The organism is Pedobacter riviphilus (assembly GCF_014692875.1).
Classification (GTDB): domain Bacteria; phylum Bacteroidota; class Bacteroidia; order Sphingobacteriales; family Sphingobacteriaceae; genus Pedobacter; species Pedobacter riviphilus.
The window spans coordinates 5,216,329-5,240,609 of record NZ_CP061171.1; the positions used below are offsets into that span (position 1 = coordinate 5,216,329).

The following is a 24,281-nucleotide window of genomic DNA, read 5'->3' on the forward strand; positions in this document are numbered from 1 at the left end:
TGTGAGGACACAGACCGAGGATTAGCGTGAGCTTGATCATCGGTTGTGAAGTCGATTTTGGACTCGGGACTGAAGACTTAGGACTAAATCCTTTGCTGTGCCTTTAACGCCAAATACTGATTAATCACATTAACAGTAAGTTTTTGGGGAGGGTAAGGATGGCTAAAATGCCATGTTTGTTGAGTTCCTTAACCATTAGTTTTTTCTCGTAGATAAATTTCTCGGCAATGGTTTTATGGTAAATGCCTTCTACATCTTTTGCAGGTTCTGTACTTAATTCTTTTAGTTCTGTATTTTCGAAAAATACCACAACCAATAAGTGATATTTAGCGATTCTTTTTAAGTAAGGCAACTGTCTTTGTAGGGCAGACAAACTTTCGAAATTGGTAAAGAAAACCAAAAGGCCCCTTTGTTTCACGACTGATCGTACCGCAGAATATAATGCCTCGAGATTACTCTCCAGGTATCTTGTTTTTTCTTTGTAAAGCACATTCATGATACTGCCAAGCTGAGAAGCTTTACGATCTGCTGGTACAACAGCGCCGATATTTTCAGATATGGTAATTAAACCTGCTTTATCTTCTTTGAGCATGGCCACCTTCGAAAGTGCAACCGTAGCATTTATGGCGTAATCGAGTAGGCTCAAACCTTCAAAAGGCATACGCATTACACGCGATTTATCAATAATACAATAAATATTCTGCGATTTCTCGTCTGTATAGGTATTTACCATTAAGCCACCTTTTCTGGCCGTCGCTTTCCAGTTAATGGTGCGGATATCGTCGCCTCCAACATAATTTTTAATCTGGTCAAATTCACTGCTTTGTCCAACTTTCCTGATTTTTTTAATCCCAAATTCTGTTAGATAGCGTGAAGCGGCCATCAATTCGTATTGGCCGAGATTAATAAACGAAGGAAAAACAGGCAGGATCTTGGCACCATCAAAATTATAACGGCGGTTAATTAAGCCCAGGGGCGAGCTGATGTACGCTCTAATAAAGCCAAAATCATATTCACCACGTTTTGTTGGACGCAGGTTGTAATAGATCGATTTTGCTTCAGCAGGTTTTAGGTGAAGTTTAAAATCTTTATCCCGGAGTTGAAACTGAAAAGGCACTTCATCAATCACCCTGGCATTTATCCCAAAACCATAACTGTTCCTGATCTCGATCTGTATCGGATTTTCATCGCCATTACTCAAACGTTTCGAAGTAATTCTTTTGGCATCAATCCCTTGGGTATTTCGGTATAGAATAAAAATATCTATAAAAAATAAAACAAATACGGCGCCAGTGGCAATTTCAGGGATATCGCCCAGCCAGGCAAAAAAGAATTTCAACAAAAAAAGTACAATACAGCAGCCTAAAACCGCGAATAAACGATCGGTTAGGAATAGATTGTTATAATATTGCTGAAAGATTTTTTTCAATGTATGGTTAATTGTAAATATTGGTTAATCGGTTAATTGTTTAAACGGGTTAACTGTAGTAGCCAACGGTAAACTGAAAATTGTCGACTGATAAATATAAACTAGCCTACCTTGGCACTTCAATTTTTTAATGATCTGATGTATAATATCGGTTGTGGTTAAGCCTTCCATTTCTTTTTCTGGTGATAATAATATCCGGTGAGCCAATACTGGGCCCGCAACTGCAATAATATCTTCAGGTGTAACAAAATCGCGGTTTTGAATAGCAGCAAAGGCTTTTGCACTATGTGCAATCGCTAGTGATGCTCTTGGCGAAGCACCCAGATAAAGTGATGAATTGTTCCGGGTTTCGTTTACGATTTTAGCGATAAACTCCAATAATTTTGGTTCAACAAATAAACTGCGGATGATTGCCCTAGCCTCTTTTATCTGTTGAACAGACAATACAGGTTTTACTTCGTTTAATAATGTTTTATTAACTAAGGTGTGTTGAGCCAGCAAAATTGCGGTTTCCTCCTCTAGCGAAGGGTATTTAATCTCTATTTTGAATAAAAACCTATCCAGCTGTGCTTCAGGGAGGCGATATGTTCCTTCCTGCTCAATCGGGTTCTGTGTGGCCAATACCATAAAAGGCTCATCCATAATATAAGTATGCCCATCAATGGTTATCTGGCGTTCTTCCATTACTTCGAACAAAGCCGATTGGGTTTTTGCAGGCGCACGGTTAATCTCATCAACAAGAATAATATTGCCAAAAATAGGACCCTTCCTAAATTCGAAATCTCCTGTTTTGGTATTAAATATCGGGGTTCCTAAAACATCTGAAGGCATTAAATCGGGGGTAAACTGTACTCTCGAAAATTGCGCATCTATCGATTTTGCAAGCAGTTTTGCGCTGAGTGTTTTGGCTACTCCGGGTACGCCTTCAATTAAGATGTGCCCGTCGGCAAGCAAACCAACAATTAAGAAATCAATAACCTGTTTTTGGCCGATAATGATATTTCCAAGTACATTTCTGATTTGATTTACCGCTTCATTTAAGGCACTTAAATCGGTACGTGGGTTAAACTGTTCTTGTTCCATTGCTTTGCGTATTTTTATAAAACTGTTCTATGCTTTCGTTTAAATTAATCAATTGGGTATCGCTTAAATCGCCCATTGTTGGCGTTTGGATAAAATGTTTGGTCAGGGTTTTGGCCAGGGCTTCGTTAATGCCTGTTTTCTCCATGAGTACCTGAGCAAATTTGCTGTCGATATCGTTGGTCTTTAGATAATACCTGCTCCTTAAGTACTCCATAAAGTAATTGATCTTTTTTAAGGCTATATCGAGGTTGTTCCGCTCGTGGTAATAAACACTGCCCACCACATTAACAAAGGCCAATGAAGAATTGGTAAGTGGATCGGCGATTGGGATAATTCTTTGCCTGCGCTTAATGTCGTACAAGACAAAAATTATCAAGCTAAATATGGCCAGATAATAGGCGAACTTCAGTTCAGGATGTTTAAAGAATACCCTGAGCATATCGGTAGTAGTGTTCTTTTGTGCAGAAAAATATTCATCAAAAATGAGCTGCTTATTTCCGTGCAAATAACTTAAGGTTTTAGCGGCATATTCTGCACCATATTTATTCAGCAGGTTAAAATTAGTGTAAAAACCTGGCTCGGCAATCAGGTAAAGATTACCCTTACCGTAAGTATAGCGGATAAAATTAGGCTTGTTATCGGCATTTATCCCAAGTATTGTAGTTTTACTGGTATCAACTTTACTAAAATACTGGCTGCCAATCCCTCTTTCAAAGCCGTAGTTTGCATCTGTTTTTAATTCTGGATTGGTAAAATTTAAGGTGCTTCCTTCGGGAGACATTGTGGTAGAAGTTTGTATTTTAAGTTCCTTACTTATTTTTCCTAAATCGTAAGTAGCAATAAATACATCATTACCTGTGCGCATATATTTTATCAACTGCTCAAGATCAGTTTTACTAATGTCTGTCTTTTGCGCAACAATTATATAAGCGGCTTTATTGAATTTTTTAGATTTTAAAGTGGTGTAAACAGCAGTTTTTGACTGTTGAACACTTGCCGATGGCAAAATATCTTTGATTCTATTGTATAAAATATATGTTCCGTAAGGGATTTTATCTTTAGTAGCATATGTTGGCGCCCAGTTTGTTGGCGTAGGCTTGTTATACTGCGCAATTAAATAACCCAAAATTAGAATGGAACCAATAATCAGATATAATTTGTAGCCCTTCATTTAATTTGGTTGTTAAACTGGTTAAACGATTGCTTAATAGGGTCGAATTTCACCTCATCAATAGGGAAATCGCCATACCAGATATAATCGAACTGTAGGGTAAGCTGGCTAAAATCGTTTCTCAGCTCTGGCTTACTAATTTCCATTAAATAATTATAATTGGTTTTATCGGGCTGCCATTGGATAATTTCAGCATCACTCAATTTTTTTAAGGCTCTCAGGTACAAAAGCCTAACAGCCAAACGGAATTTTCTTTCGGCAACTAATCGTTGTAATTCTTGTTCATAATCTATCTCGTGGATGTTTTCGGTAATTACATCATATGGAAGGATTGTTTCTTTCGGTTTTTTAGTAAAGATTTTTTCAGCACCGATAACTTTAACCACGATAAATATGATCAGCGCTATGCCAAGGCCTATAAAAATATACCTGGAAAAAATGTTAGATGCTGCTCCTTGAAAGAGGTCGCCGACTAAATTCCAGAACCATAACCAAAATTTATCCCAAAGTGATAGCTGTTGCTGGCCTATTTCGTCGTACTGAAACTCTTTTTGCTCTTTATAATTGCTTATGGCCTCTTTATCAAATTTTGATGCCACAACCTTACTGCTATCGGTTTTAATTACAGCAGTTACAGGCTTGGGTTTAGCCGTCTGCGCCTTGTTGATTACCGGAATAAAAAACAAAAGAGAAACAAAAAGATATCGGAATAGTGCACGCTGCATTTTAATATTCTTCAGGTCTGGTATCTACAGGTTTTTCGGTATTGCCAAAATTAGAAATCCGTTCCATTAGGCCGGTGTTTTCTTTTTGTTCAACCAAACTGAAATAAGCCAATGAAATGGTAATAATGGGAATGATGGTAAATACCTGGCATAACGACTGCAAAACAGTTGTAATCATGGTAAGTGTTAAAGACATATGTGGGGTTTTATGCGTAAACATACCAATCATATTGAATAAACTTGTAGGTAAAACAATCATGCTCATACAGGCATAAACAATAATCCATACTACGATCAGCGTACCGAAAGTAATCCAGAAATTATCTTTAATAATTTTGAAGCTCCTGTTAAATGAATAACCTAATGAACCATTTTCAATTACCATTATCGGGAACATCATGGCCACATAGGGGAATAGCCAGAAGCCAGGTACAAGGCAAAACATAAAGGCAATACATAACAGGATAATTAATAGGATAGAACTGCCAAAAATCCTGAAAAAATAATATTTAAAGTATCCCCATACTTCATCGGTGGTTGGCGTTTGGTTCCCTTTCTGCACGTATATAGCGATATAAGATAGTATGGCGACACTCATACTGGCATATGTTGCTAAAGAGAATAAAATAGATAGGAAATACTCTAATCCATATAAAGCTGAAAAACCTAAGCCTTTGGTATTCCTTCCATTACCAATGGTATTGATGATGTTAACCATTTTGTATTGTTGCAATAACATGGTTAACATACTAGCCAGTACAAATAAGCCACAAAATGTGAAATATATTTTAATGAGTGGCTTAAAATTTTGACGCATGAAGGTAAAGGTGTCGTTGATCACCTGTCCGAAATCTCTTCTTTTCTTAAATTCAATTTTCCCTAGCATGTTAATTTAGTGTTGCTTGTTTATTGTAGATTTTTATGGGGTATATAAATACATACCAAATAATGAAAGCTGCAGAAGATAACAGAATGAACATGCTTAGCCATAAAGGCATTTCAGTATGTCGGGTAACGAAACTTTCAAAGAATGCCGCAACTATAAAAATCGGTATCAGGCCAATTACAATTTTCAATCCATCTTTGGCCCCTTTTAAAACTGAAGCCATACGGGTATAGGTTTTAGGGAATAAAAGGCTATTGCCCAAAATTAAACCAGCTGCACCAGCCAAAACAATTGCCGATATTTCTAATGTTCCGTGAATCCAGATCACCAGAACCGATTGAAAACCCAAGCCCTTGCTAAAGAAGAAATATTGAAACGAGCCCAGCATTACTCCATTTCTGAATAATGAAACAATGGAGCCAAATGAAAATATAATACCCAAAACAAAGGTATAAAGCGCAACATAAATATTATTGACCCCAATTTGCATGAACATCATAAACTCATTACTTTGTTTATAAACCCCGAACGGATCGCCTTTGGCAATGTTTTCGTTGGTCATGTTTACATAACCATCACCCATAATCAATCGTACAAAAGTGTCGTCGTATTTGGCCGATAAAGCACCAATGGCACAAGAAACCAAGAAAAATGCCAATGCATAAAATACCTGTTTTCTGTGTTGTAGGAATATTAAGGGGAGTTCTGTTTTCCAGAAATGGATAAACCGGTTCGACTTTTCCTTTTTGTTTTTGTAAACCGACTGATGTAATTTAGAAGCTAAGCCATTAAGATAGGCTGTTGTTTTCGAATTAGGATAAAACGTTTTTGAGTAAGCTAAATCGTTAGTGATTTCGATAAACTGGTTGGCCACTTCATCAGGATTTGCGGGTTGCATGGAATCATAATGTTGCCACTTCTTCGAATTCTGTTTAACAAATAATGCTTCTCTCATTTATAGACCTTACCAAATCTTGGGTTAAAATAGCTAATTTTTTACGGAAATGAAACCAATATTGTTTTCAAATTGCTTAACCCACCAGAACAAATATACGTAGATGAACAATCCAAATATGAAAATATAAGAAAACTTTAGTTTAAAAAAAATAAAGATCAATCTACCGCTATTATCTTTAAAAAAAATTATGTTTGAATATGGATAGCATCAGAATTAGCACGGCTCAAAATATTGATATTGATTACGAAATTGCTGGCCTGGGCGAGCGTATAGCCGCAAGATGTATAGATCTGGCTGGATTTCTAATTCTTGCTATAATTACCCTGGTGATAATGGGAGCTGCCCAAATGGCAATGTCTGGAAGTGCTGCAATAGTTATTTTCTTTATTTTCCTGGCAATTTTTGCTTTCTACGATCTGGTTTGCGAAATCACCATGGATGGCCAAACTTTGGGAAAGAAGGTGTTAAAGATAAAGGTAATAAGCATTGATGGTACACAGCCAACCATTGGGCAGTATATTTTTAGGTGGTTATTTCGAATGATCGATTTTGGCTTTCCTTTTGGCTGGGGCGTTGTTGCACTGGTTTCTGTAGTGGTAACAAAAAATCATCAACGATTGGGCGATATACTGGCTAAAACAACGCTAATCAAAACTAAACCAAGAACCGAATTTTCTAATGTGGCCTTCAGTTTTAATTTACCTGAAGAATATGAACCACAGTTTAAGGAAGTACTGCACTTAAATGACAGAGATATAGAGCTTATTCATGAGGTGTTGACTGGTTATTACCAAACCGGAAATGCCGATTTAATTTATGCCATGGCAGCCAAAACCAAGGAACACATTTTTGTAACTATTCCGGGTGGGATGAACGAGTTACAATTTTTAGAGACCGTATTAAAGGATTATAATCACCTTACAGCCAATATGAGTGTTTAGCTAAAAAACATTTTGTGTAAATAGCTGATCATTACAAAATTACCAATTACGATAACCAATATTCTAAAGATAAAAGAACGTTGTTTGACTTGAAGTTTATATAGTAAGCCAGCTGAGATAAACAAAAACAACAGCGGAATGGTAGGCGGATAGAGCGACCAGCTTTTTGATAAATCACCTTGAATAAGGGCGATAAAAGATCTTTGAAAGCCGCAACCCGGACAATCGATTCCTGTTAAAGCTTTAAATGGGCAGGGGATTAAATGATTTTGCAGCCAATCAACCAGGTTGATTAAGCTGCAAAATATAAATATGATAAACATCCAGAATTAAACTGTAGGTGGAGGAGTATCGTTTGGAGTGTCTTGATTGCCGAATGGTTTGTTAAATGGATTATTTGGGTTATTGAAAGGATTGTTGCCAAAACCACCATTTTGTGCTTCTGCTGCCGATGGCCCTAAGTATTTAGCATCACTAAAACCTAAAATTGGCCAAAAAATGTATGGAAAGATAACCAAACCGACAGTAAAACCTTCTGATTTGCCAAAGCTCTTGCTTAGTAGGTTCGTTGCCCAAATTCCGAATACAATGTTTACGCAAGGGATAAGCATCCATAAAATCCAGATCATTGGTTTACCAATAATTTCAAGCAAAATAATTAAGTTGTAAATGGGGATAATAGCAGCCCAGCCTGGTTTTCCAGCTTTTTCGAAGGTTTTCCACATTCCGGCAATCAACAAAACAATTACCGCCAGGTAAATAATTCCGCCTACCAGACCAATACCTGCGGCTAGTCCACTTGATTCATACTCATTCATAATTTACTGTTTTTAAAGGTGATTAATTTAAATAGTTGAACTAAAATAAATTTTTTAATTTAAAAACAGCATAAACAAACGTTTAATTATTTCGATACATTGGCCACTTTTGGTAATAAAGCAGTTGCCCATTCTGTATACATTTTAGCACTTGGGTGCAATCCATCGCTCGCCACCAACGATAAATCTGTTGCAGCATTTCGAGATGCAGGGGTAATGTTGGTATAATTTACCCCTGCTGAAAGCGTGATTTCTTGGTTTGCAGCATTAAAGCTATCAATTTCATTAGCAATCGTTTGTGCGTTTCGCCCTGAGTTTTTACCGAAGGGCGTAGCCCCCCAATCTGGAATAGAAACTACAAAAACCTTATTCTTGTTACCTCCTGCAAAAGCGATTGCTGTTTGTAACAATTCTGTGAATTCCTTTTTGTAAGTGTTTATTGGGTAACCCCGGTATTGATTATTTACGCCAATCAAAAGCGTAACAAAACTATAGGTTCCTGTTAAATTCTCTTTTTTTATACCCGCCTGAAGTTCGTCTGTTGTCCAGCCGGTTACCGCAATAATTTTTGGATCAGCTATGCTGATGCCTTGAGTTTTTAATAAACTTTGAAGCTGATAAGGAAAAGATTCTGCCTGTTTAACCGATTCGCCAATGGTATAAGAATCGCCAAGTGCGAGGTAAGTGAAATTACGTTCTCCATTTGGTGAAACTGTTGATCGATCGATAATTGGTTCAGTAGGCATAGGCTGTTGTTTTGTACAGCCCGAAGTTAAGAAAGAAATTAAAATGGCGCTTAATAAAATCTTCATAGCTTAATCTACGAATTAGCGCTCGGTTTAGTTTTATCCAGTCAATTAAATCAGCTGCATTTTAAAGAGTTCGGCAATATGATTCTTTAATTTTCCTTTTACCTCTTCCATATCGAGATGATAACCGAGTTCTTTTGCTAAAGAAGTTACCGCTTTATCATCAATGCCACAGGGCACAATATTTTTAAAATAATCTAAATCTACATTTACATTAAAGGCAAAACCATGCATGGTAACCCAACGGCTGCAACGAACGCCCATGGCGCATATTTTACGGGCCTTTTCGTTATCGGCATCTAACCATACCCCTGTAAAACCTGGATAACGGCCAGCTTCTATTCCATAATCCTTTAAGGTAAGAATAACGGCTTCCTCTAGGGTACGTAAATATAAATGGATGTCGGTAAAGAAATTATCAAGATCAAGAATCGGGTAACCCACGATCTGTCCTGGGCCATGATAAGTGATGTCGCCACCGCGGTTTATTTTATAGTAAGTCGCATGTTTATCCTTTAATCCCTGGTCATCTAATAATAAATTTTCGGGATGCCCGCTTTTGCCTAAAGTGTACACATGTGGGTGCTCACAAAATACCAGATGGTTTGGCGTAGACTTATTGGTGTTGTTTACGCGGTTTTCTGTTTTAATGGCTACCGTTTTATTTAGTAAATCTTCCTGTTTATCCCATGCTTCCTGGTAGTCTGTTAAGCCCCAGTCTGCAAAAGTAGTTGGCACTAAACCTGCTGCAATTGCTTTTTCCGCTGTATCGTTCATCTCCATTTATTTTAAGAATTGCTGGCAACATAGCCTAGCATGTAACCGTCTTTTGTTTTAAAGTAATTAACGGTCAGCTCCCGCGTACCCGTTGGTAGCTCTACCAATGCATTTAAAGAGCCTTCGTTTTTTAACTTAAAAGGTTTAATATGGATATGTTGTTTAAATTCTAAACCTTTTTTTCCGTGCCATTTATAAATAGCCTCTTTAGCACACCAGGCCACGTATAAGCCATCGGTATTATCTCCGATCTGTTTTTGGGCAAGCTCTACATCGCTTAAAAACTTATGCTTAATGCTTTTTATTTTGTGCTTAATCATTTCAATATCAACACCCACAGCATGCTCTTTACTAATCATTACGGCAGCATAATCATAAGAATGGCTTAACGAAATATGATAATCGAAATTCACCAGATAGGGCTTGCCATGTTCATCAAACTGGCAATCGATATACTCGGTAGTATTCAGCATTGTTCTCAATAACAACCTTGTGCTTAGCCAATGTAATAACCGCTTACCACTGTTTAATGATGAAATAATATCATGTTCATGCTGCTTAAGCTGCAGTCCGGCCAACAATTCTTCTTCTGTTTCCTCAATTTTCCAAATTGCTAAAACAGCATGCTGATCAATATTTTTGTTGTAAATTATTGGCATTGATTAAATTGGAAATTACATGCAAAATTATCTTAAATAAATGATAATTTAGGCCAAAAATACGTATAAAAATGATATTATCTGATAGCAGGATATTAGAAGAAATTGAGAAGGGAACAATCATCATAGAGCCTTTTAAACGCGAATGTTTAGGAACCAACTCGTATGATGTTCATTTAGGTAAATACCTGGCTACATATAAAAGTCGTGTGCTCGATGCGAAGGCGCACAACGAAATCGAACATTTCGAAATTCCTAAAGATGGTTATGTCCTTTACCCAGGAACCCTTTATCTTGGTGTTACTGTAGAATACACCGAAACACACGGGCATGTGCCTTTTTTAGAAGGTAAAAGCAGTACCGGCCGTTTAGGCATCGATATCCATGCCACAGCAGGTAAAGGTGATGTTGGTTTTTGTAACACCTGGACATTGGAAATTTCGGTAGCACAACCTGTAAAAATTTATGCCGGAATGCCTATTGGCCAATTGATTTATTTTGTTGTTGAAGGTAAGATTGAAACAATGTATAATTCAAAAGGTAACGCTAAGTACAATAATAAAACCACCAGGCCGGTAGAAAGTATGATGTGGAAGAATAGGTTTTAGAGATTGCTTAATCGGTTAGTAGCCAATAGCTTATTGAAAGATGGTATCTTTTTCTTTTTTGGAAATTAACAGGCAGTGTGCTGTGGCTGCGGTAGTCCCGCCATTCGCTGTGGTCCCGATGGAAGAATCGAAAGCCGCCGCTGCTGTCGGGTTTTATGATTGGCGGTCTGCTTTCAGGCATTAAACCTTGTTCCTAAACCCGATTGCAGCGAACACGGAGTGCAACGCAGTAAAGCGTAAAGCGGGGCTGCCAACCTCCAAGCACCACAGGCCACTCATTTCCTAATCCTAAAGCACTAATATCACCTGAAGCGCAATGCTTCAGCACAACAAAAAGTTTCTACCTGTTTACGCTTCGCTTTCTCGTGCCTTGTTGCTGTAGGGTAACGCTGCAACGGGAGGAGGTTACAGCAGTATTTCATGTGTTGGGTTGCAAGGATTACAACCCCTTGTTTTTAAACCCGATTAAAGCGAACGGGACTGACGTTGTCAAATGCTTTAGACCATTCGTTTCTAAACTACTTAACATGTGACAATTCTTCATCTAAATGAAAATTAGCTTATAATGACCTTCATAGCGCTGCCATTTAATAAATAAAGCAAATTTGTAGTGGTTAACTAAAAACTTAGAAGTCCAACTAAATTTCATGGTAACTTCATAAAAGTATGCCCTAGGTTTTGTACCTTGACACGTATTTATTTGTTACCTAACCACATGAAACTCAAAATTACTCTCGCAATCAGTTTTCTATCTCTGCTTATTGTTTTTGGTGCATTTAAAATGGATGATGATCCGTTTAGCCAGCTCTTACAAAAACTAGAAGATTATACCAGTAAATATCCTCAAGAAAAGGTTCATTTGCATTTAGATAAGCCTTATTATGCCATTGGAGATGATATTTGGTTCAAAGCTTATGTTGTGAATACTAAGACTTCAGCGCCTTCGGGCATTAGCAAGATCCTGTATGTAGAGCTCATCAATGAAAAAGATTCGCTAAAAAAATTGGTTAAATTACCCATTATGGGAGGGATTACCTGGGGCGATTTTAAGCTAACAGATTCACTTGGCGAGGGCAATTACAGAATTAGGGCATATACCAATTACATGCGTAATTTTGGCACTGAATTCTTTTACGATAAGACAATTAAGATCGGAAATAGCTGGGCTAACAAAGTTTTTACAAAAACTTCTTACAATTTTACCAAAGAGAACAATGCGGATAAAGTAACTGCAACAGTTCATTTTGAAGATAAAAATGGTGTTGCTTATAGCGAAAATGAAGTAAATTATGAAGTCCAGTTAGATTATCGTACCGTTACAAAGGGTAAAGTTAAAACCAGTTTAACGGGTGATGCGGTAATTAGTTTCACAAACAATCAATCTTTCCAAAATAAATCAGGGAAGATTATTGCTACCATCACGCTGGATAATAAACAAAAAGTAATCAAATCTATTCCGATCACTTCCACGTCTAACAATGTTGACGTACAGTTTCTGCCAGAGGGAGGGACATTTGTTGAAGAATTGCCACAAAAAGTTGCCATTAAAGCGGTTAATGCCGATGGCCGCGGCGAAGATGTAGAAGGAAGTATAATAGACGAAGGGGGAATGAAGTAACCAGTTTTGCCACCAATTATTTAGGTATGGGTAACTTTGTATTTAACAATCAGGCCGGCAAGTCATATGCGGCAAAGGTTAAATTTAAGGATGGATCAGAAAAAACCTTGAAACTACCTGTGGCCGTTAAAAGTGGTTATGCACTTTCGGTAAATGCTTTAGATACAGGTAAAGTGGTGGTAAAAATTATGGCAAGTGCCGATCTTGTGAATGGCGATGAACTTAAAGTTGTGGCACAGCATGGTGGCAATGTATATTATGGCTCGAAAGCTAAAATGGATAAACAGGTACTAGTGGCCAATATTCCAAAAAAGAACCTGCCAACCGGTATTGTGCAGTTTACTTTATTTTCGAGCAACAATCAGCCTTTGGCAGAGCGATTGGTTTTTATTAATAACAAGGCCGAGTTAATTGACGTATCGATTAATACATCAGGAGTTTCTAGTTCGAAAAGAGGAAAAGCAGCTTTTACTTTTAATGCAACTAATGATAATAAACCCGTTTTAGGCAGTTTTTCGGTTGCTGTAACCAACGCAGCAAAAGTAACACCTGATGAAGATAATGAGTCGAATATACTCACCTCGTTGTTACTTACGTCTGATCTGACCGGCTACGTAGAAAAACCGAATCATTATTTTTTAAAAGATGATCTACAAACACAAAAAGAACTCGATAACCTAATGCTTACCCAGGGCTGGAGAAGATTTCTTTGGAAAAACATTATCAATAATGTTGGTCCGAATATTACCTACAAGCCCGAACAGTCTATTACCATTAGCGGAACGGTAACAAAAGGAAATAAGCCCGTGCCTGGTGGTAAGGTAATGCTAATGGCTACGAAAGGAACCATGTACATTTTGGATACGGTAACAAATGCCGAAGGAAAATTTGTTTTCGATAATTTAAGTTTTGGCGATAGTACAAAATTTGTGGTGCAGGCAAGAACTAAAACAGAAAGGAAATTTGTAGATATTAATCTTGATATTGTTCCGGGACAGATTGTAACCAAGAATAAAAATGGAGCCGATATCGATATCAATGTGAATAATACTTTGATGAAATATATTAAAGAAAGTGATAACTATTTTAATGAGATGACCCGTTTAGGTTTGCTGGAGCGGACCATTAAACTCGAAGAGGTTACGATTACCGAAAAGAAAAACCCGGCGAAAAATTCATCGAATTTAAATGGTGCGGGTAGGGCCGATTTTATTATGACAGCCGATCAGTTATCCACTTGTGTTACCTTATCTCAATGTTTACAGGGTCGTTTGCCAGGTGTAATATTTAGAGGGAATGTGCCATATCTGATGCGGAGCCAAGACACGCCAATTCGTATTGTTGTTGACGGGATGCAGATGGAGGCCGATTTTCTGGATAACGTTACCCCTATGGATGTAGAATCTATTGAGCTGTTAAAAAGTATCGGTAATACGGCAATTTATGGTTCGCAAGGCAGTGGAGGTGTAATTATTATCACCACTAAACGTGGCGACGGGGGAAGAAGTACTGCTCGTTATGCACCAGGTATTGTAACCTTTAATCCAAAAGGATTTACGATTTCAAGAGAGTTTTATTCTCCAAAATATGATGCGGCAAGCTCAAGCAGCCGGACTGATTTAAGAACCACTATTTATTGGAACCCACAGGTTGTTACAGATAAAGATGGGAAAGCACAATTCGAATTTTACAATGCAGATGAGCCTGGAACCTACCGCGTAGTAATAGAAGGAATAGATGCATTAGGGCATTTGGCAAGAAAAGTTTATACTTATGATGTTAAATAGATAAAAATAGATAAATTTGAATTAGTATGCATGCATAGTTTATGCTGTAGTGTATTTATCTTGATACTAGATTCTTAAATCTTGATACTATTTAAAATATGAATACAATAAAAGTAAGTGTTAAAGATCGCTTGGCAACTATCACATTAGATAGAGGGAAATCGAATGCCTTAAACCGCGAGCTGATTACCGAGCTTGATGATATACTTAAAAATATTGCCGCCGATGATAACATTGGTGGTGTAATTTTAACGGGAACAGCGCCTTTCTTTTCTGCAGGATTGGATTTGGTAGAACTTTATAACTATAACGAAGAAGAAGCTAAATCTTTCTGGCAGTTATTTTTGGGTTTTACAGCCAATATGGTTTCTTTTAAAAAACCAATGGTAGCTGCAATTAGTGGCCATAGCCCGGCTGGTGGATGCGTAATGGCTTTAGCCTGCGATTATCGGGTAATGGCAGAAGGCCAATATATTATTGGCTTAAACGAGGTTCCGGTAGGTATTATCGTACCCAATAGTATTTTTCACTTGTATGCCTTCTGGATCGGTAAAGCCGAAGCTACCCGCAGTTTACTTTCTGGTAAGTTGTATAATCCCGAAGAAGCTTTAAAGGTTGGCCTGGTAGATGAACTGGTAAAGAACGAAAGTTTGTTAACAGCAGCCGAACGCAAGATTAAAAAATACATGGAGCTTGAAAGCAATACCTGGTCGCAAAGTAAATTAAATATCCGCGAGGAATTAATTACTGCCGTAAGTGCCGATCAATCTGCTACTTTAGAAAAAATGTTAGCACAGTGGTGGTCGCCTGCAACGCGCCATATCTTAAAAACAATTTTAGCCAACCTGCAGCGGAAGTAGTTTTCAGTTCATAATTGATCGTTTTCAGTTTCTGGTGATTGCACCGCAATTAACCTACTCGAACAGTTAACCATCCCCAGCAATTTGGCAATATAACAATATCAACATTTAACCCGTTTAGCAATTAACCGATTTAAACAGTTAACCAATTAACCAACTTTAATTATGTTCAACTATAACTCACCAATGCTCCGAGAAGACGCTTTAAAAGGAAAAACCATTGTAATTACAGGTGGTGGAACGGGGTTGGGGAAAGCAATGGGCGTATATTTTTTGAAATTAGGTGCCAACCTGGTAATTACAAGCAGGAAGCAGGATGTACTGCAAAAAACTGCCGATGAAATGGAAGAAAAAACAGGTGGCAAAGTATTAGCCGTTGCCTGTGATGTTAGAGAAGTAGCACAGGTAGAAAACGTATTGGCCAAAACCTTAGAAAGATTTGGTTCGGTTGATGTATTATTGAACAATGCTGCAGGTAATTTTATCTCGCCAACGGAACGCTTATCAGCCAATGCATTTTCATCTATTATCGATATCGTTTTAAAAGGGACGGTTAACTGTACGCTTACATTTGGTAAACATTGGATTAAGGAAAAACAAGCGGCAACAGTCTTAAATATAATTACCACTTACGCATTTACAGGCTCAGCTTATGTTGTGCCCTCGGCCTGTGCAAAAGGTGGTGTTTTAGCCCTAACAAGGTCTTTAGCCGTAGAGTGGGGTAAATATGGTATCCGAACGAATGCTATTGCTCCAGGTCCGTTTCCAACCAAAGGTGCCTGGGAGCGTTTATTGCCAGGTGATTTAGCCAAAAAATTTGATTTTAAAAATCGTGTGCCTCTGAAAAGAGTTGGCGATCATCAGGAACTCGCCAATTTAGCGGCATTTCTGGTGAGTGATTTTTCAGGTTACATTAATGGCGAAGTAATTACCATTGATGGTGGCGAATGGTTGCAGGGAGCGGGGCAGATGAATGGTTTGGAAGCCATCCCGAACGAAATGTGGGATATGCTCGAACAAATGACAAGAAGTGCTAAGGGAAGCTAGTATTTGATGACAAGTCTTATTACTTGATACTCGCTACTTGTTACTAAAATATTATCTTTGCCCATATGAATATCTTACTTTTAGGTTCAGGCGGCAGAGAAAGCGCATTCGCTTGGAAAATGAGCCAGTCTTCGCACTGTGATAAACTAATTATTGCTCCAGGTAACGGTGGTACAGGGGCTTATGGTACAAATATCAACATCAATGTAAACGATTTTGATGCCATTAAAAAAGTAGTGCTTGCCGAAAACATCGAACTCGTTGTAGTAGGTCCGGAAGAACCTTTGGTAAATGGTATTCACGATTTTTTCCTTGCCGACAAAGCCATTGCGCACATCCCGGTTATTGGTCCTAAAAAAGAAGGTGCTATCTTAGAAGGAAGTAAAGATTTTTCTAAACAGTTTATGGAGCGCCATGGCATTCCTACTGCAGCTTCAAAATCTTTCACACCCGAAACTTTGGAAGATGGCCTAGCTTATCTGCAAAACCATGCTTTGCCGGTTGTTTTAAAAGCAGATGGTTTGGCAGCAGGTAAAGGTGTATTAATCTGTACCGAAACCATAGAAGCTCAGGAGGAATTAAAACTGATGCTTGGCGGTAAATTTGGTGCAGCTGGGGCAACAGTAGTAATCGAAGAATTTTTAAGCGGAATAGAACTTTCGGTATTTATTTTAACTGATGGTGAAAATTATATTACACTACCTTCTGCTAAAGATTATAAACGGATTGGTATTGGCGATACAGGTTTAAATACCGGTGGTATGGGCTCGGTTTCTCCGGTTCCTTTTGCCACACCAGAATTTTTGGCTAAAGTAGAAGAACGCATTATTAAACCAACAGTTGATGGTTTAAAGAAAGATAATATCGATTACACTGGTTTCATCTTTTTCGGACTGATTAAAGTAGGTGAAGAGCCATTTGTAATCGAATACAATGCACGTATGGGCGATCCTGAAACAGAGAGCGTGATCCCTAGAATTGAAAACGACTTGGTAGAGTTGTTTTTAGCTACTGCCAACAAACAATTAAACCAGGTAAGTTTGGTTATTTCTGAACAAACAGCTGCTACTGTAATGATTGTGGCAGGTGGTTACCCGGGCGATTACCTGAAAGGTAAAGCCATTACAGGAATCGAGAACTTACGTCATTCGAATGCATTCCATGCCGGCACGTTGTTAGAAAATGATGTGGTGAAAACAAATGGAGGAAGGGTAATTGCAATTACCAGTTTACAAAAAGATTTGTTTACTGCTTTACAATCTGCAACCGCTGATGCTGGCAGGATTTATTTCGATGGAAAATATTTTAGAGAAGATATAGGTTTTGACTTAGTTTAAAAGGATATAAGTTGAAAAAAGTACTCAAGAAGATTTCCGAAACAGCAATTAAACAAGGGGAGTTTAGTTTTACAACCGAGCAGGTCGAAGCAAAATGGCTAGGTAGCCAACCTGCCACCTTAGCCGAAATACAAGAAGCTGAAACAAAACTAGGGTTAACGCTACCATCGGATTATAAAGACTTTCTACTAATTACCAATGGGTTTACTACGCCAAATGAAAACGTTGACCCATCGTTTTCCAAAATAAGCGATATAGCGTTTTTAAAAGATGTTGATCCACAGCTGATCGAGATTTGGACAGAAAACGATGAGTTACTAGAAGTGGCTATTAAACTTGCCAGAAGTATTATTGTTGGTGGAGTAGACGAAGAGCAATATTTCCTTTTAATCCCTCCCATAAGCGAAAATGCCGATTGGGAATACTGGAAATTCGCATCATGGATACCTGGAGAAGACCCTTACGAAGGGCTTGAAAATTATTTCATTAACGTATTGGATTTTTTAAAATCTTCTTAATACGTTTTCCTATAAAACAAAGAAAGCCCCAATCAAAATTGGGGCTTTCTTTGTTTTAATGCTTTTTTATTTCGATTTACTTCCTAATAATTCTTGAAGTTTATCTTGTAAAGCCTGTTCCCTTAAGCCTTTAGCAATAATTTTGCCTGTTGGATCAATTAGGAAATTAGCCGGGATTGATTGGATGCCATACATTTGAGCCACTTCATTGTTCCAGCCGTTCAAATCAGATACATGTGTCCAGGTTAACTTGTCGGCCTCGATGGCTTTTTGCCACGCTGCTTTGGTTGTTCTGGTGTTTCCTCCATCCAATGAAACACCCAATACAGTAAAGCCTTTATCTTTAAATTTATTATAGGCAACAACTACATTAGGGTTTTCTTTACGACAAGGGCCGCACCATGATGCCCAAAAATCTACCAGTACGTATTTACCTTTAAAATCAGATAATTTAACAGGTTTTCCGGCGGTATCAACTTGAGTAAAATCCATAGCCATGGCACCTACAGCAGTTTTTCTTCCAGCATCGAATATTTGAGCAATTTTTTTACCGTTCGAAGTTGCCTTCAATTCTGGTGATAATGCAATAAAAGCCTTCTCTGCAGCAGCAGCCTGATCAGGATCTGAAGTCAGCTGGCTAATTGAAGTTAAGCTTATAAATGATTTTGGATTGCTGTTAGCAAACTGTAACAATAATGGGGCATCGCTGCAGCTTCTTTGTCATAACGAGCACCTAAAGCCTCCATAACGGCCTTGTCTTGTTTTTGCTGCGGCGTATAAGCCGCATATTCTGCATTAATTGCGGCAAGCTTATCTGCTACAGGTTTAGTTAATGCTTTTAATTTCTTTGCATCGTCATTAACTGGCGAACCGGTAATTGTTGCTTTCTTTAAAGAATCTGCCGCAGTCAGCTTTATGTTTCCTGGTTCTACATATAGCGATAAAGCATCTAATTTCTCGCCTTGTGCCGGACGGTTTACGTAAGGGTTTTTGTTTAAGAAAAGACTTCCTTGCGCAGGGCTCAACAATGATCCTTTAAATGCAAAGGCACCATTTGTTACTGTTGCAGAATCGGTGACATTTTTGCCGTCACCTTGATAGATCAGATAAACCTTATCTCCGGTTTTCAGTCCCTTTATATCGCCACTAACTGTAAATGGCTTTTGTGCCAAAGCTGCAAGAGGCAATAGTGCCATTGCAGATAATAATATTTTTTTCATGAGGTTAGTTTAATTCCGTCCAAATATAGAAATCTGTACGGCTAAAACGTAAATAGCTGTGTAAAATTATGAGATTTATTCGTTTAATTATTTAACGCCCAATAACATTCCTCATATATAATAGGATTTTTCTAATCCTACTTTGAACTTACATAAGTTTAGTTTAATTTTTGGTAGGTTCTCCACCATAAATCAGGCATTTCGCCATTAACAGCAGTCTGGTAATCATCGTATCGGCAAGGTACCAGATGGTAACGTTCGTTTTTAGATTGTCCTGATGGATAAGGGACCTGCATCCACCAACGGTCTGATTTTTTGCTTTTTACGAACATCATTTCTCCCGAACCATCTTTTAAACTGGTTCTGTAGATCATAAACTGCGATTTCGGAGTTAGTGGAAAATCCTTTTTACGGGCGTAATATCCATCCACAAAATACCATACCATTTGAGCAAGTAAAAAGGCTGTTTGTCCGTTGTTATCATAAGCAGGATTAAACTCGTAAAAACCAATTGAACTTAACTTATCGTTCATGCCTGCATAACGGGCTATGCGACAGGCCTCTTCGCCATCAAAACCATTTGGGGTGGTATTCGCATTTGCAGCAGCATCGGCAGATCGGATAGCACCAATATCAAAGCTAATCATGTTTGCATTGCGAATAATGGGCTCTGTTAAGGTAATATCCTGGGCAAACTCGCCCAAACGATGTACATCAAAATACAATTTGTCCATTACACTCAAACTTTCTTGATTTACAAAATAAGTTTGATAGCCCACATTGCTAAAATTGAAAAGGTAATTGGGTTGATGTAAGAAAATCTTGTTTAGGTAACAATCCGATCGGGTAGCAATTCCCTCATGGTCATCGTCGCCAATATCAAATTGATTATCAATAACCACCAGGTCTACTTTTTGTTCTAAATCTTCATAACCAAGGTATTGGCCATAGGTGAGGTCCTGTCCACCGCCAATAATGATCGGAATAATGTCTTTTTTGATTAACTCAGAAACCACCATTTTGATGGCAATGTAAGTGTCGGCAATGGTTGCGCCGTGTTTAATATTACCTAAATCGACAATCCTGCTATTAAAAGCACCTTCGTTGAGTTTGTAAAATTTCTCTCTAAAATAATCGGGTGCCAGGGCAGTGCCTTCATTGTTAACGGCACCTCTTCCATCAAGTACCCCAAAAATTGCCAGATCGTAAGTGTGTTCCTCAAAATCGGGAAACGATTCGGTGTAAATCTGTGCTTTTAACCCCAGCTGGCTTGTAAAAAATCCTTGCTTAGGTGTAAAACTATCGGGGTTTATAGGGGAAAAGAAATCCGTTAATGACATATATTTAAAACTCTCGGCTCAAATATCTATTTTTGAATGCGTATTTCCACATATAGCCCGAAAAAAATAAAATGATACTGGTAACCGGAGGAACTGGATTTTTAGGATCTGAATTAATTAAGCAGTTAACCGATAAGGGTTTAGCTGTTCGGGCCTTGAGACGGGAGCACTCTAAAATCCCTGCATTGATCGAAAATATTCCTTTGATTGAATGGTTTGAGGCCGACATTAATGAACCTTCTACTTTAGAAGATGCCTTTACAGGGATTACCAAAGTTTACCATTGCGCTGCATTTGTATCCTTTAATCCGAAAGATAAAAAGCAGCTTTTTCATGTAAACATAGAAGGCACTTCGAATATTGTAAACCTTTGTGCCGAAAATAATTGCCGTTTATTGCATGTAAGTTCAGTTGCTGCATTAGGAAATGCTAAAAAAGGCAATAAAATTACTGAAAAAGACTTTTGGGAATACGATGCCAAAGCTCATGCCTATGGTTTATCGAAATACGAGGGCGAAATGGAGGTTTGGCGGGGCATCACTGAAGGTTTAGATGCTATTATTGTCAATCCATCGGTAATTATCGGTAAAAATGCAGGCTTTGAAGGGAGCGGAGCAATTTTTAAACTGGTAAAAGGTGGTTTTCCATTTTATACAGATGGGGCTTCGGGTTTTGTTGATGTTGAGGACGTAGCCAAAGTGATGATTCTGTTAATGGATTCCGAAGTTTCGGGAGAGCGGTATATCATTTCTGCCGATGATTATCATTACAAAGAGCTGTTCGGCGAAATTGCGCAGGGTTTTGGTGTTAAGGCACCAGCAAAAGAAGCAAAACCATGGATGCTTGGAATAGCCTGGAGGGCGCTAAAATTCGCATCCATATTTACTGGCAAGCAACCTTCCATCACCAGAGATGCTGCAAAGAGCAGTTTAACCTTAAGTTATTACGATAATAATAAAGTAAAAGCGGAAACAGGCATTACCTTTAAGCCGGTTGCCGAAAGCATAAAAGAAATTACCCAACATTTAAGATAATGCCCAAACAAAAAGCCTATTACATCATCGATTTTGATAGTACCTTTACACAGGTAGAAGCACTTGATGAACTTGCCCGAATTTCGCTAAAGAACCACCCAGATAAAGAGGCGATTTTCCAAAAAATTGAAGATTACACCAATTTTGCCATGGAAGGAAAACTTTCCTTCTCCGAAAGTTTAGCCCAACGTGTTAAGCTTCTTGAGGCTAACGAAGATCATTTAAAGCAGCTTATTAAACATTTAAAAAAGAAAGTATCTACTTCTTTTTCGCGTAATGCCGAGTTTTTTAAGAAACATGCCGATGAGGTGCTGATTGTTTCTGGCGGGTTTAAAGAATTTATTACCCCTGTAGTGAGCCAATACCACATCAAAAAAGAAAATATTTATGCCAATACCTTTGTAACTACTGGCGATGGTAAAATTATAGATTATGATCATGCCAATCCTTTAAGTGAGGAAGGTGGTAAAGTAAAATTACTGCAGCATTTAAAACTCGAAGGCGAGTTATTTGGTATAGGTGATGGTTATTCTGATTTCCAGTTGCGAGAAAGTGGTATCATCAATAAATTTTTTGCATTTACCGAGAATATAGCCCGTGAAAGTATTGTTTCTAAAGCAGACCATGTAACACCAAGCTTCGACGAGTTTTTGTATGTAAACGATCTGCCACGCGCAATTTCTTATCCTAAAAACAGAATCCTTTGCCTGGTAATTGGTGAGGTTGACCCCATAACGATTTCTATCCTTAAAAATGATGGTTTATCAATTAGACATAAAACTTCATTTGAAGATAAATACGTAAAGGATGTGGGTATTATTCTTTTAGCTAATGGTGAAAAAATAAACGCAGAACAATTAAAAAACGCTGCCAAACTAAAAACTATCGGTTATTTAGGTAATGCGAAAAATAAAATAGACCTCGATTTATGTACCAAACAAGGTATTGTTGTTTTCGATGACCCTAAAAATAATCCACGTAATATCGATTTTATCCCGAAACGGGTTGCCGATTTTATGAATACCGGGGCAACTTATTTAAGTAGCAATTTTCCTAACTTACAATTGCCAAAAATTGATAAATCGCACCGCTTAATTCATATTCACAAAAACGTTCCGGGTATTATGGCCAAAATCAATACTGTTTTTGCAAAACACGACATCAACATTGTGAGCCAGTTTTTAATGACCAATTCTGAGATTGGTTATGCCATTACCGACATCAATACGCAGTATGATAAACAATTGTTTAAATCATTGAAAAAGATTGAGCATACCATAAAGTTTAGGGTGTTGTATTAATAATAGTCGACTAAAGGCTTTGACAACCTTCTTTGCATTGCAAAGAAAGTTGTCAAAGTTAGCTACCTCAAAAACTGATGCCTCTTTAGCAACAAATGTTTAGGTGCCCCTACGGTTTGTGAGCGATAAATCCCCGTATGGCCTGAAAATAAGTAAGCAGTAACGCAAGCTAAGGCGATATAAATTCCCGATGATACACCAAATAGCTCTACGCCCATAAAAATACAAGCCAAAGGGGTGTTTGCTGCCCCTGCAAAAACAGCCACAAAACCCATTCCTGCTAGCAGGCCAAGAGGTAAGGGGATAAAGAAACTCAAAAAACTACCGAGTGTGGCCCCAATAAAGAAAAGTGGAGTAACTTCGCCGCCCTTAAACCCTGCACTCAGGGTAAATGCAGTTAAAAACAATTTGATTGCAAATGTGTAATACGCTTCTTGTTTTACAAAAGATTCTGAAATGACAGGGATGCCCAAACCGATATATCGTGTATTTCCGATTAGGTAAATAATGCCAATTAAAACTAGTCCACCAATAAATGGCCTTAACGGTGGGTATTTAATTTTACTGAAAAGGCTTGATAAGCCATGGTTTAAGGTAGAGAAAGATCTTGCCGTGAGTCCAAATAATACTCCTGCACCTAAAGATAATAATAAATTGATCGAATTTATTTCCGGTACCAGGGAAATTGAATAATGGGTATGTCCAACACCCCAAGCCTTGCAGGCATAATCGGCAATAATTGCTGTAATAAATGAAGGAAGAATGGAACCATAAGTTAAACTTCCAATAACGAAAACTTCCAATCCGAATACGGCGCCTGCCAAAGGTGTTCCGAAAACAGAGGCAAAGCCAGCGCTGATGCCGCAGATGAGGATCACTTTTCGATCTCTGACTTTAAGTTTAAACAGTTTCGTAAACTGGTCTGCAAAGGCCCCTCCAATTTGCACAGCTGTACCCTCTCTTCCAGCCGATCCGCCAAATAAATGGGTTATAATTGTCCCCGCAAAAATAAGTGGCGCCATAATCAGGGGAATCACATTCTTGGGCGATTGTAATTCCTCAATTAAGAGGTTATTACCCTTTACAACTGCTGCGCCCCAATAATGGTAGGCCAGACCAATAATTATACCCGCAATTGGTAAAAAGGCGATCATCCAAATGTGCTGCTCACGGTAGTTGGTTGCCCAGTTTAAAGTTTCTAAAAACAGGGCAGAGGCAGAGCCAATAATCCCACCCAATATCGCAGAGATTAACAGCCACTTTAAAGTGCTCATTAAGAGTAATCCGAAGTCGAGTTTAATAAAATGTTTGATAGACAGAAGAAATCCTTCTGTTAGTTTTTTAACAGGCATTTG

The 24,281-nt window shown here is 38.1% G+C and carries 25 protein-coding genes; 10 read left to right on the forward strand and 15 right to left on the reverse strand.

The genetic code is table 11. From position 1 onward, the window contains the following. Positions 1-124: 124 nt before the first annotated feature. From H9N25_RS21495 to H9N25_RS21520, 6 genes are read right to left on the reverse strand one after another with little or no spacing between them, the layout of a single operon-like run. A complete protein-coding gene (locus H9N25_RS21495) occupies positions 125-1,429 on the reverse strand; it encodes a DUF58 domain-containing protein (protein ID WP_330221062.1) in 1,305 nt (434 codons plus the stop codon). 24 nt (positions 1,430-1,453) lie between these two features. Beyond that, a complete protein-coding gene (locus H9N25_RS21500; RefSeq protein ID WP_223833468.1) occupies positions 1,454-2,512 on the reverse strand; it encodes an AAA family ATPase in 1,059 nt (352 codons plus the stop codon). After that, the gene (locus H9N25_RS21505; protein WP_190327187.1) at positions 2,493-3,683 is read right to left on the reverse strand and encodes a DUF4350 domain-containing protein; all 1,191 of its coding nucleotides are present in this window, start codon (positions 3,681-3,683) and stop codon (positions 2,493-2,495) included. Before H9N25_RS21505 ends, H9N25_RS21500 begins: the two co-directional genes overlap by 20 nt. Then, complete coding sequence (locus H9N25_RS21510) at positions 3,680-4,408, reverse strand: DUF4129 domain-containing protein (protein WP_190327188.1); 729 nt, start codon at positions 4,406-4,408, stop codon at positions 3,680-3,682. Before H9N25_RS21510 ends, H9N25_RS21505 begins: the two co-directional genes overlap by 4 nt. Position 4,409: 1 nt before the next feature. Then, the gene (locus H9N25_RS21515; RefSeq protein ID WP_190327189.1) at positions 4,410-5,294 is read right to left on the reverse strand and encodes a hypothetical protein; all 885 of its coding nucleotides are present in this window, start codon (positions 5,292-5,294) and stop codon (positions 4,410-4,412) included. Between the two features lies 1 nt (position 5,295). Continuing rightward, positions 5,296-6,249 carry a stage II sporulation protein M gene (locus H9N25_RS21520; RefSeq protein ID WP_190327190.1) on the reverse strand — a complete coding sequence of 318 codons (954 nt, stop codon included), beginning with the start codon at positions 6,247-6,249 and terminating at the stop codon, positions 5,296-5,298. Positions 6,250-6,449: 200 nt separating this feature from the next. Between H9N25_RS21520 and H9N25_RS21525 the strand changes: the two genes are divergently transcribed. After that, entirely contained in the window at positions 6,450-7,193 is a 744-nt protein-coding gene (locus tag H9N25_RS21525) for an RDD family protein (RefSeq protein ID WP_169502641.1), read from the forward strand. Here the strand turns inward: H9N25_RS21525 and H9N25_RS21530 are convergent. The 5 genes from H9N25_RS21530 to H9N25_RS21550 all read right to left on the reverse strand — a co-directional run bounded on the left by H9N25_RS21530 (position 7,190) and on the right by H9N25_RS21550 (position 10,256). Next, the gene (locus H9N25_RS21530; RefSeq protein ID WP_190327191.1) at positions 7,190-7,516 is read right to left on the reverse strand and encodes a DUF2752 domain-containing protein; all 327 of its coding nucleotides are present in this window, start codon (positions 7,514-7,516) and stop codon (positions 7,190-7,192) included. The two genes, H9N25_RS21525 and H9N25_RS21530, sit on opposite strands and share 4 nt — an antisense overlap. A 6-nt stretch (positions 7,517-7,522) precedes the next feature. Further along, positions 7,523-8,011 (reverse strand): DUF5684 domain-containing protein, encoded by a 489-nt coding sequence (locus H9N25_RS21535; RefSeq protein ID WP_167296134.1) that lies wholly within the window; start codon positions 8,009-8,011, stop codon positions 7,523-7,525. Positions 8,012-8,097: 86 nt separating this feature from the next. After that, positions 8,098-8,823 (reverse strand): SGNH/GDSL hydrolase family protein, encoded by a 726-nt coding sequence (locus H9N25_RS21540; RefSeq protein WP_190327192.1) that lies wholly within the window; start codon positions 8,821-8,823, stop codon positions 8,098-8,100. 45 nt (positions 8,824-8,868) lie between these two features. Next, the gene (gene lipB / locus H9N25_RS21545) at positions 8,869-9,597 is read right to left on the reverse strand and encodes a lipoyl(octanoyl) transferase LipB (RefSeq protein ID WP_407947442.1); all 729 of its coding nucleotides are present in this window, start codon (positions 9,595-9,597) and stop codon (positions 8,869-8,871) included. An 11-nt stretch (positions 9,598-9,608) separates the two neighbouring features. Then, on the reverse strand, positions 9,609-10,256 hold the full coding sequence (locus H9N25_RS21550; RefSeq protein ID WP_167296137.1) for a 4'-phosphopantetheinyl transferase family protein: 648 nt from the start codon (positions 10,254-10,256) through the stop codon (positions 9,609-9,611). Positions 10,257-10,327: 71 nt separating this feature from the next. Between H9N25_RS21550 and dcd the strand changes: the two genes are divergently transcribed. The 7 genes from dcd to H9N25_RS21580 all read left to right on the forward strand — a co-directional run bounded on the left by dcd (position 10,328) and on the right by H9N25_RS21580 (position 18,031). Beyond that, on the forward strand, positions 10,328-10,864 hold the full coding sequence (gene dcd, locus H9N25_RS21555) for a dCTP deaminase (RefSeq protein WP_167296138.1): 537 nt from the start codon (positions 10,328-10,330) through the stop codon (positions 10,862-10,864). 715 nt (positions 10,865-11,579) lie between these two features. Continuing rightward, a complete protein-coding gene (locus H9N25_RS24770) occupies positions 11,580-12,482 on the forward strand; it encodes a hypothetical protein (protein WP_223833469.1) in 903 nt (300 codons plus the stop codon). A gap of 26 nt (positions 12,483-12,508) precedes the next feature. After that, the gene (locus H9N25_RS21560; RefSeq protein ID WP_223833470.1) at positions 12,509-14,269 is read left to right on the forward strand and encodes a carboxypeptidase-like regulatory domain-containing protein; all 1,761 of its coding nucleotides are present in this window, start codon (positions 12,509-12,511) and stop codon (positions 14,267-14,269) included. A gap of 98 nt (positions 14,270-14,367) precedes the next feature. Next, positions 14,368-15,129, forward strand: a complete 762-nt coding sequence (locus H9N25_RS21565) for an enoyl-CoA hydratase/isomerase family protein (protein WP_169502638.1) — start codon at positions 14,368-14,370, stop codon at positions 15,127-15,129. Positions 15,130-15,294: 165 nt separating this feature from the next. Further along, positions 15,295-16,176, forward strand: a complete 882-nt coding sequence (locus H9N25_RS21570) for an SDR family oxidoreductase (RefSeq protein WP_169502637.1) — start codon at positions 15,295-15,297, stop codon at positions 16,174-16,176. 65 nt (positions 16,177-16,241) lie between these two features. Next, positions 16,242-17,513, forward strand: a complete 1,272-nt coding sequence (gene purD, locus H9N25_RS21575) for a phosphoribosylamine--glycine ligase (RefSeq protein ID WP_167296141.1) — start codon at positions 16,242-16,244, stop codon at positions 17,511-17,513. An 11-nt stretch (positions 17,514-17,524) separates the two neighbouring features. Continuing rightward, positions 17,525-18,031 (forward strand): SMI1/KNR4 family protein, encoded by a 507-nt coding sequence (locus H9N25_RS21580; RefSeq protein WP_190327194.1) that lies wholly within the window; start codon positions 17,525-17,527, stop codon positions 18,029-18,031. Positions 18,032-18,097: 66 nt separating this feature from the next. Here the strand turns inward: H9N25_RS21580 and H9N25_RS21585 are convergent, their stop codons facing one another. The 3 genes from H9N25_RS21585 to H9N25_RS21595 form a co-directional block, all read right to left on the reverse strand. Next, positions 18,098-18,724 carry a peroxiredoxin family protein gene (locus H9N25_RS21585; RefSeq protein ID WP_190327195.1) on the reverse strand — a complete coding sequence of 209 codons (627 nt, stop codon included), beginning with the start codon at positions 18,722-18,724 and terminating at the stop codon, positions 18,098-18,100. Then, positions 18,685-19,251: a DUF4369 domain-containing protein gene (locus H9N25_RS21590; RefSeq protein WP_190327196.1), complete on the reverse strand. Its 567-nt coding sequence runs from the start codon at positions 19,249-19,251 to the stop codon at positions 18,685-18,687. The genes H9N25_RS21585 and H9N25_RS21590 overlap by 40 nt, the downstream gene beginning before the upstream one ends. Before the next feature lie 158 nt (positions 19,252-19,409). Further along, complete coding sequence (locus tag H9N25_RS21595; RefSeq protein WP_167296144.1) at positions 19,410-20,591, reverse strand: formimidoylglutamase; 1,182 nt, start codon at positions 20,589-20,591, stop codon at positions 19,410-19,412. 71 nt (positions 20,592-20,662) lie between these two features. On the opposite strand from H9N25_RS21595, the gene H9N25_RS21600 reads away from it, so the two are divergent. Together H9N25_RS21600 and H9N25_RS21605 are read left to right on the forward strand one after the other, a co-directional pair. Continuing rightward, complete coding sequence (locus tag H9N25_RS21600; RefSeq protein ID WP_190327197.1) at positions 20,663-21,625, forward strand: NAD-dependent epimerase/dehydratase family protein; 963 nt, start codon at positions 20,663-20,665, stop codon at positions 21,623-21,625. After that, on the forward strand, positions 21,625-22,926 hold the full coding sequence (locus H9N25_RS21605; protein WP_190327198.1) for an HAD-IB family phosphatase: 1,302 nt from the start codon (positions 21,625-21,627) through the stop codon (positions 22,924-22,926). The genes H9N25_RS21600 and H9N25_RS21605 overlap by 1 nt, the downstream gene beginning before the upstream one ends. A gap of 62 nt (positions 22,927-22,988) precedes the next feature. Here H9N25_RS21605 and H9N25_RS21610 read toward each other — a convergent pair whose 3' ends face one another. Beyond that, positions 22,989-24,278, reverse strand: a complete 1,290-nt coding sequence (locus H9N25_RS21610; protein ID WP_190327199.1) for a voltage-gated chloride channel family protein — start codon at positions 24,276-24,278, stop codon at positions 22,989-22,991. Between the last annotated feature and the right edge of the window lie 3 nt (positions 24,279-24,281).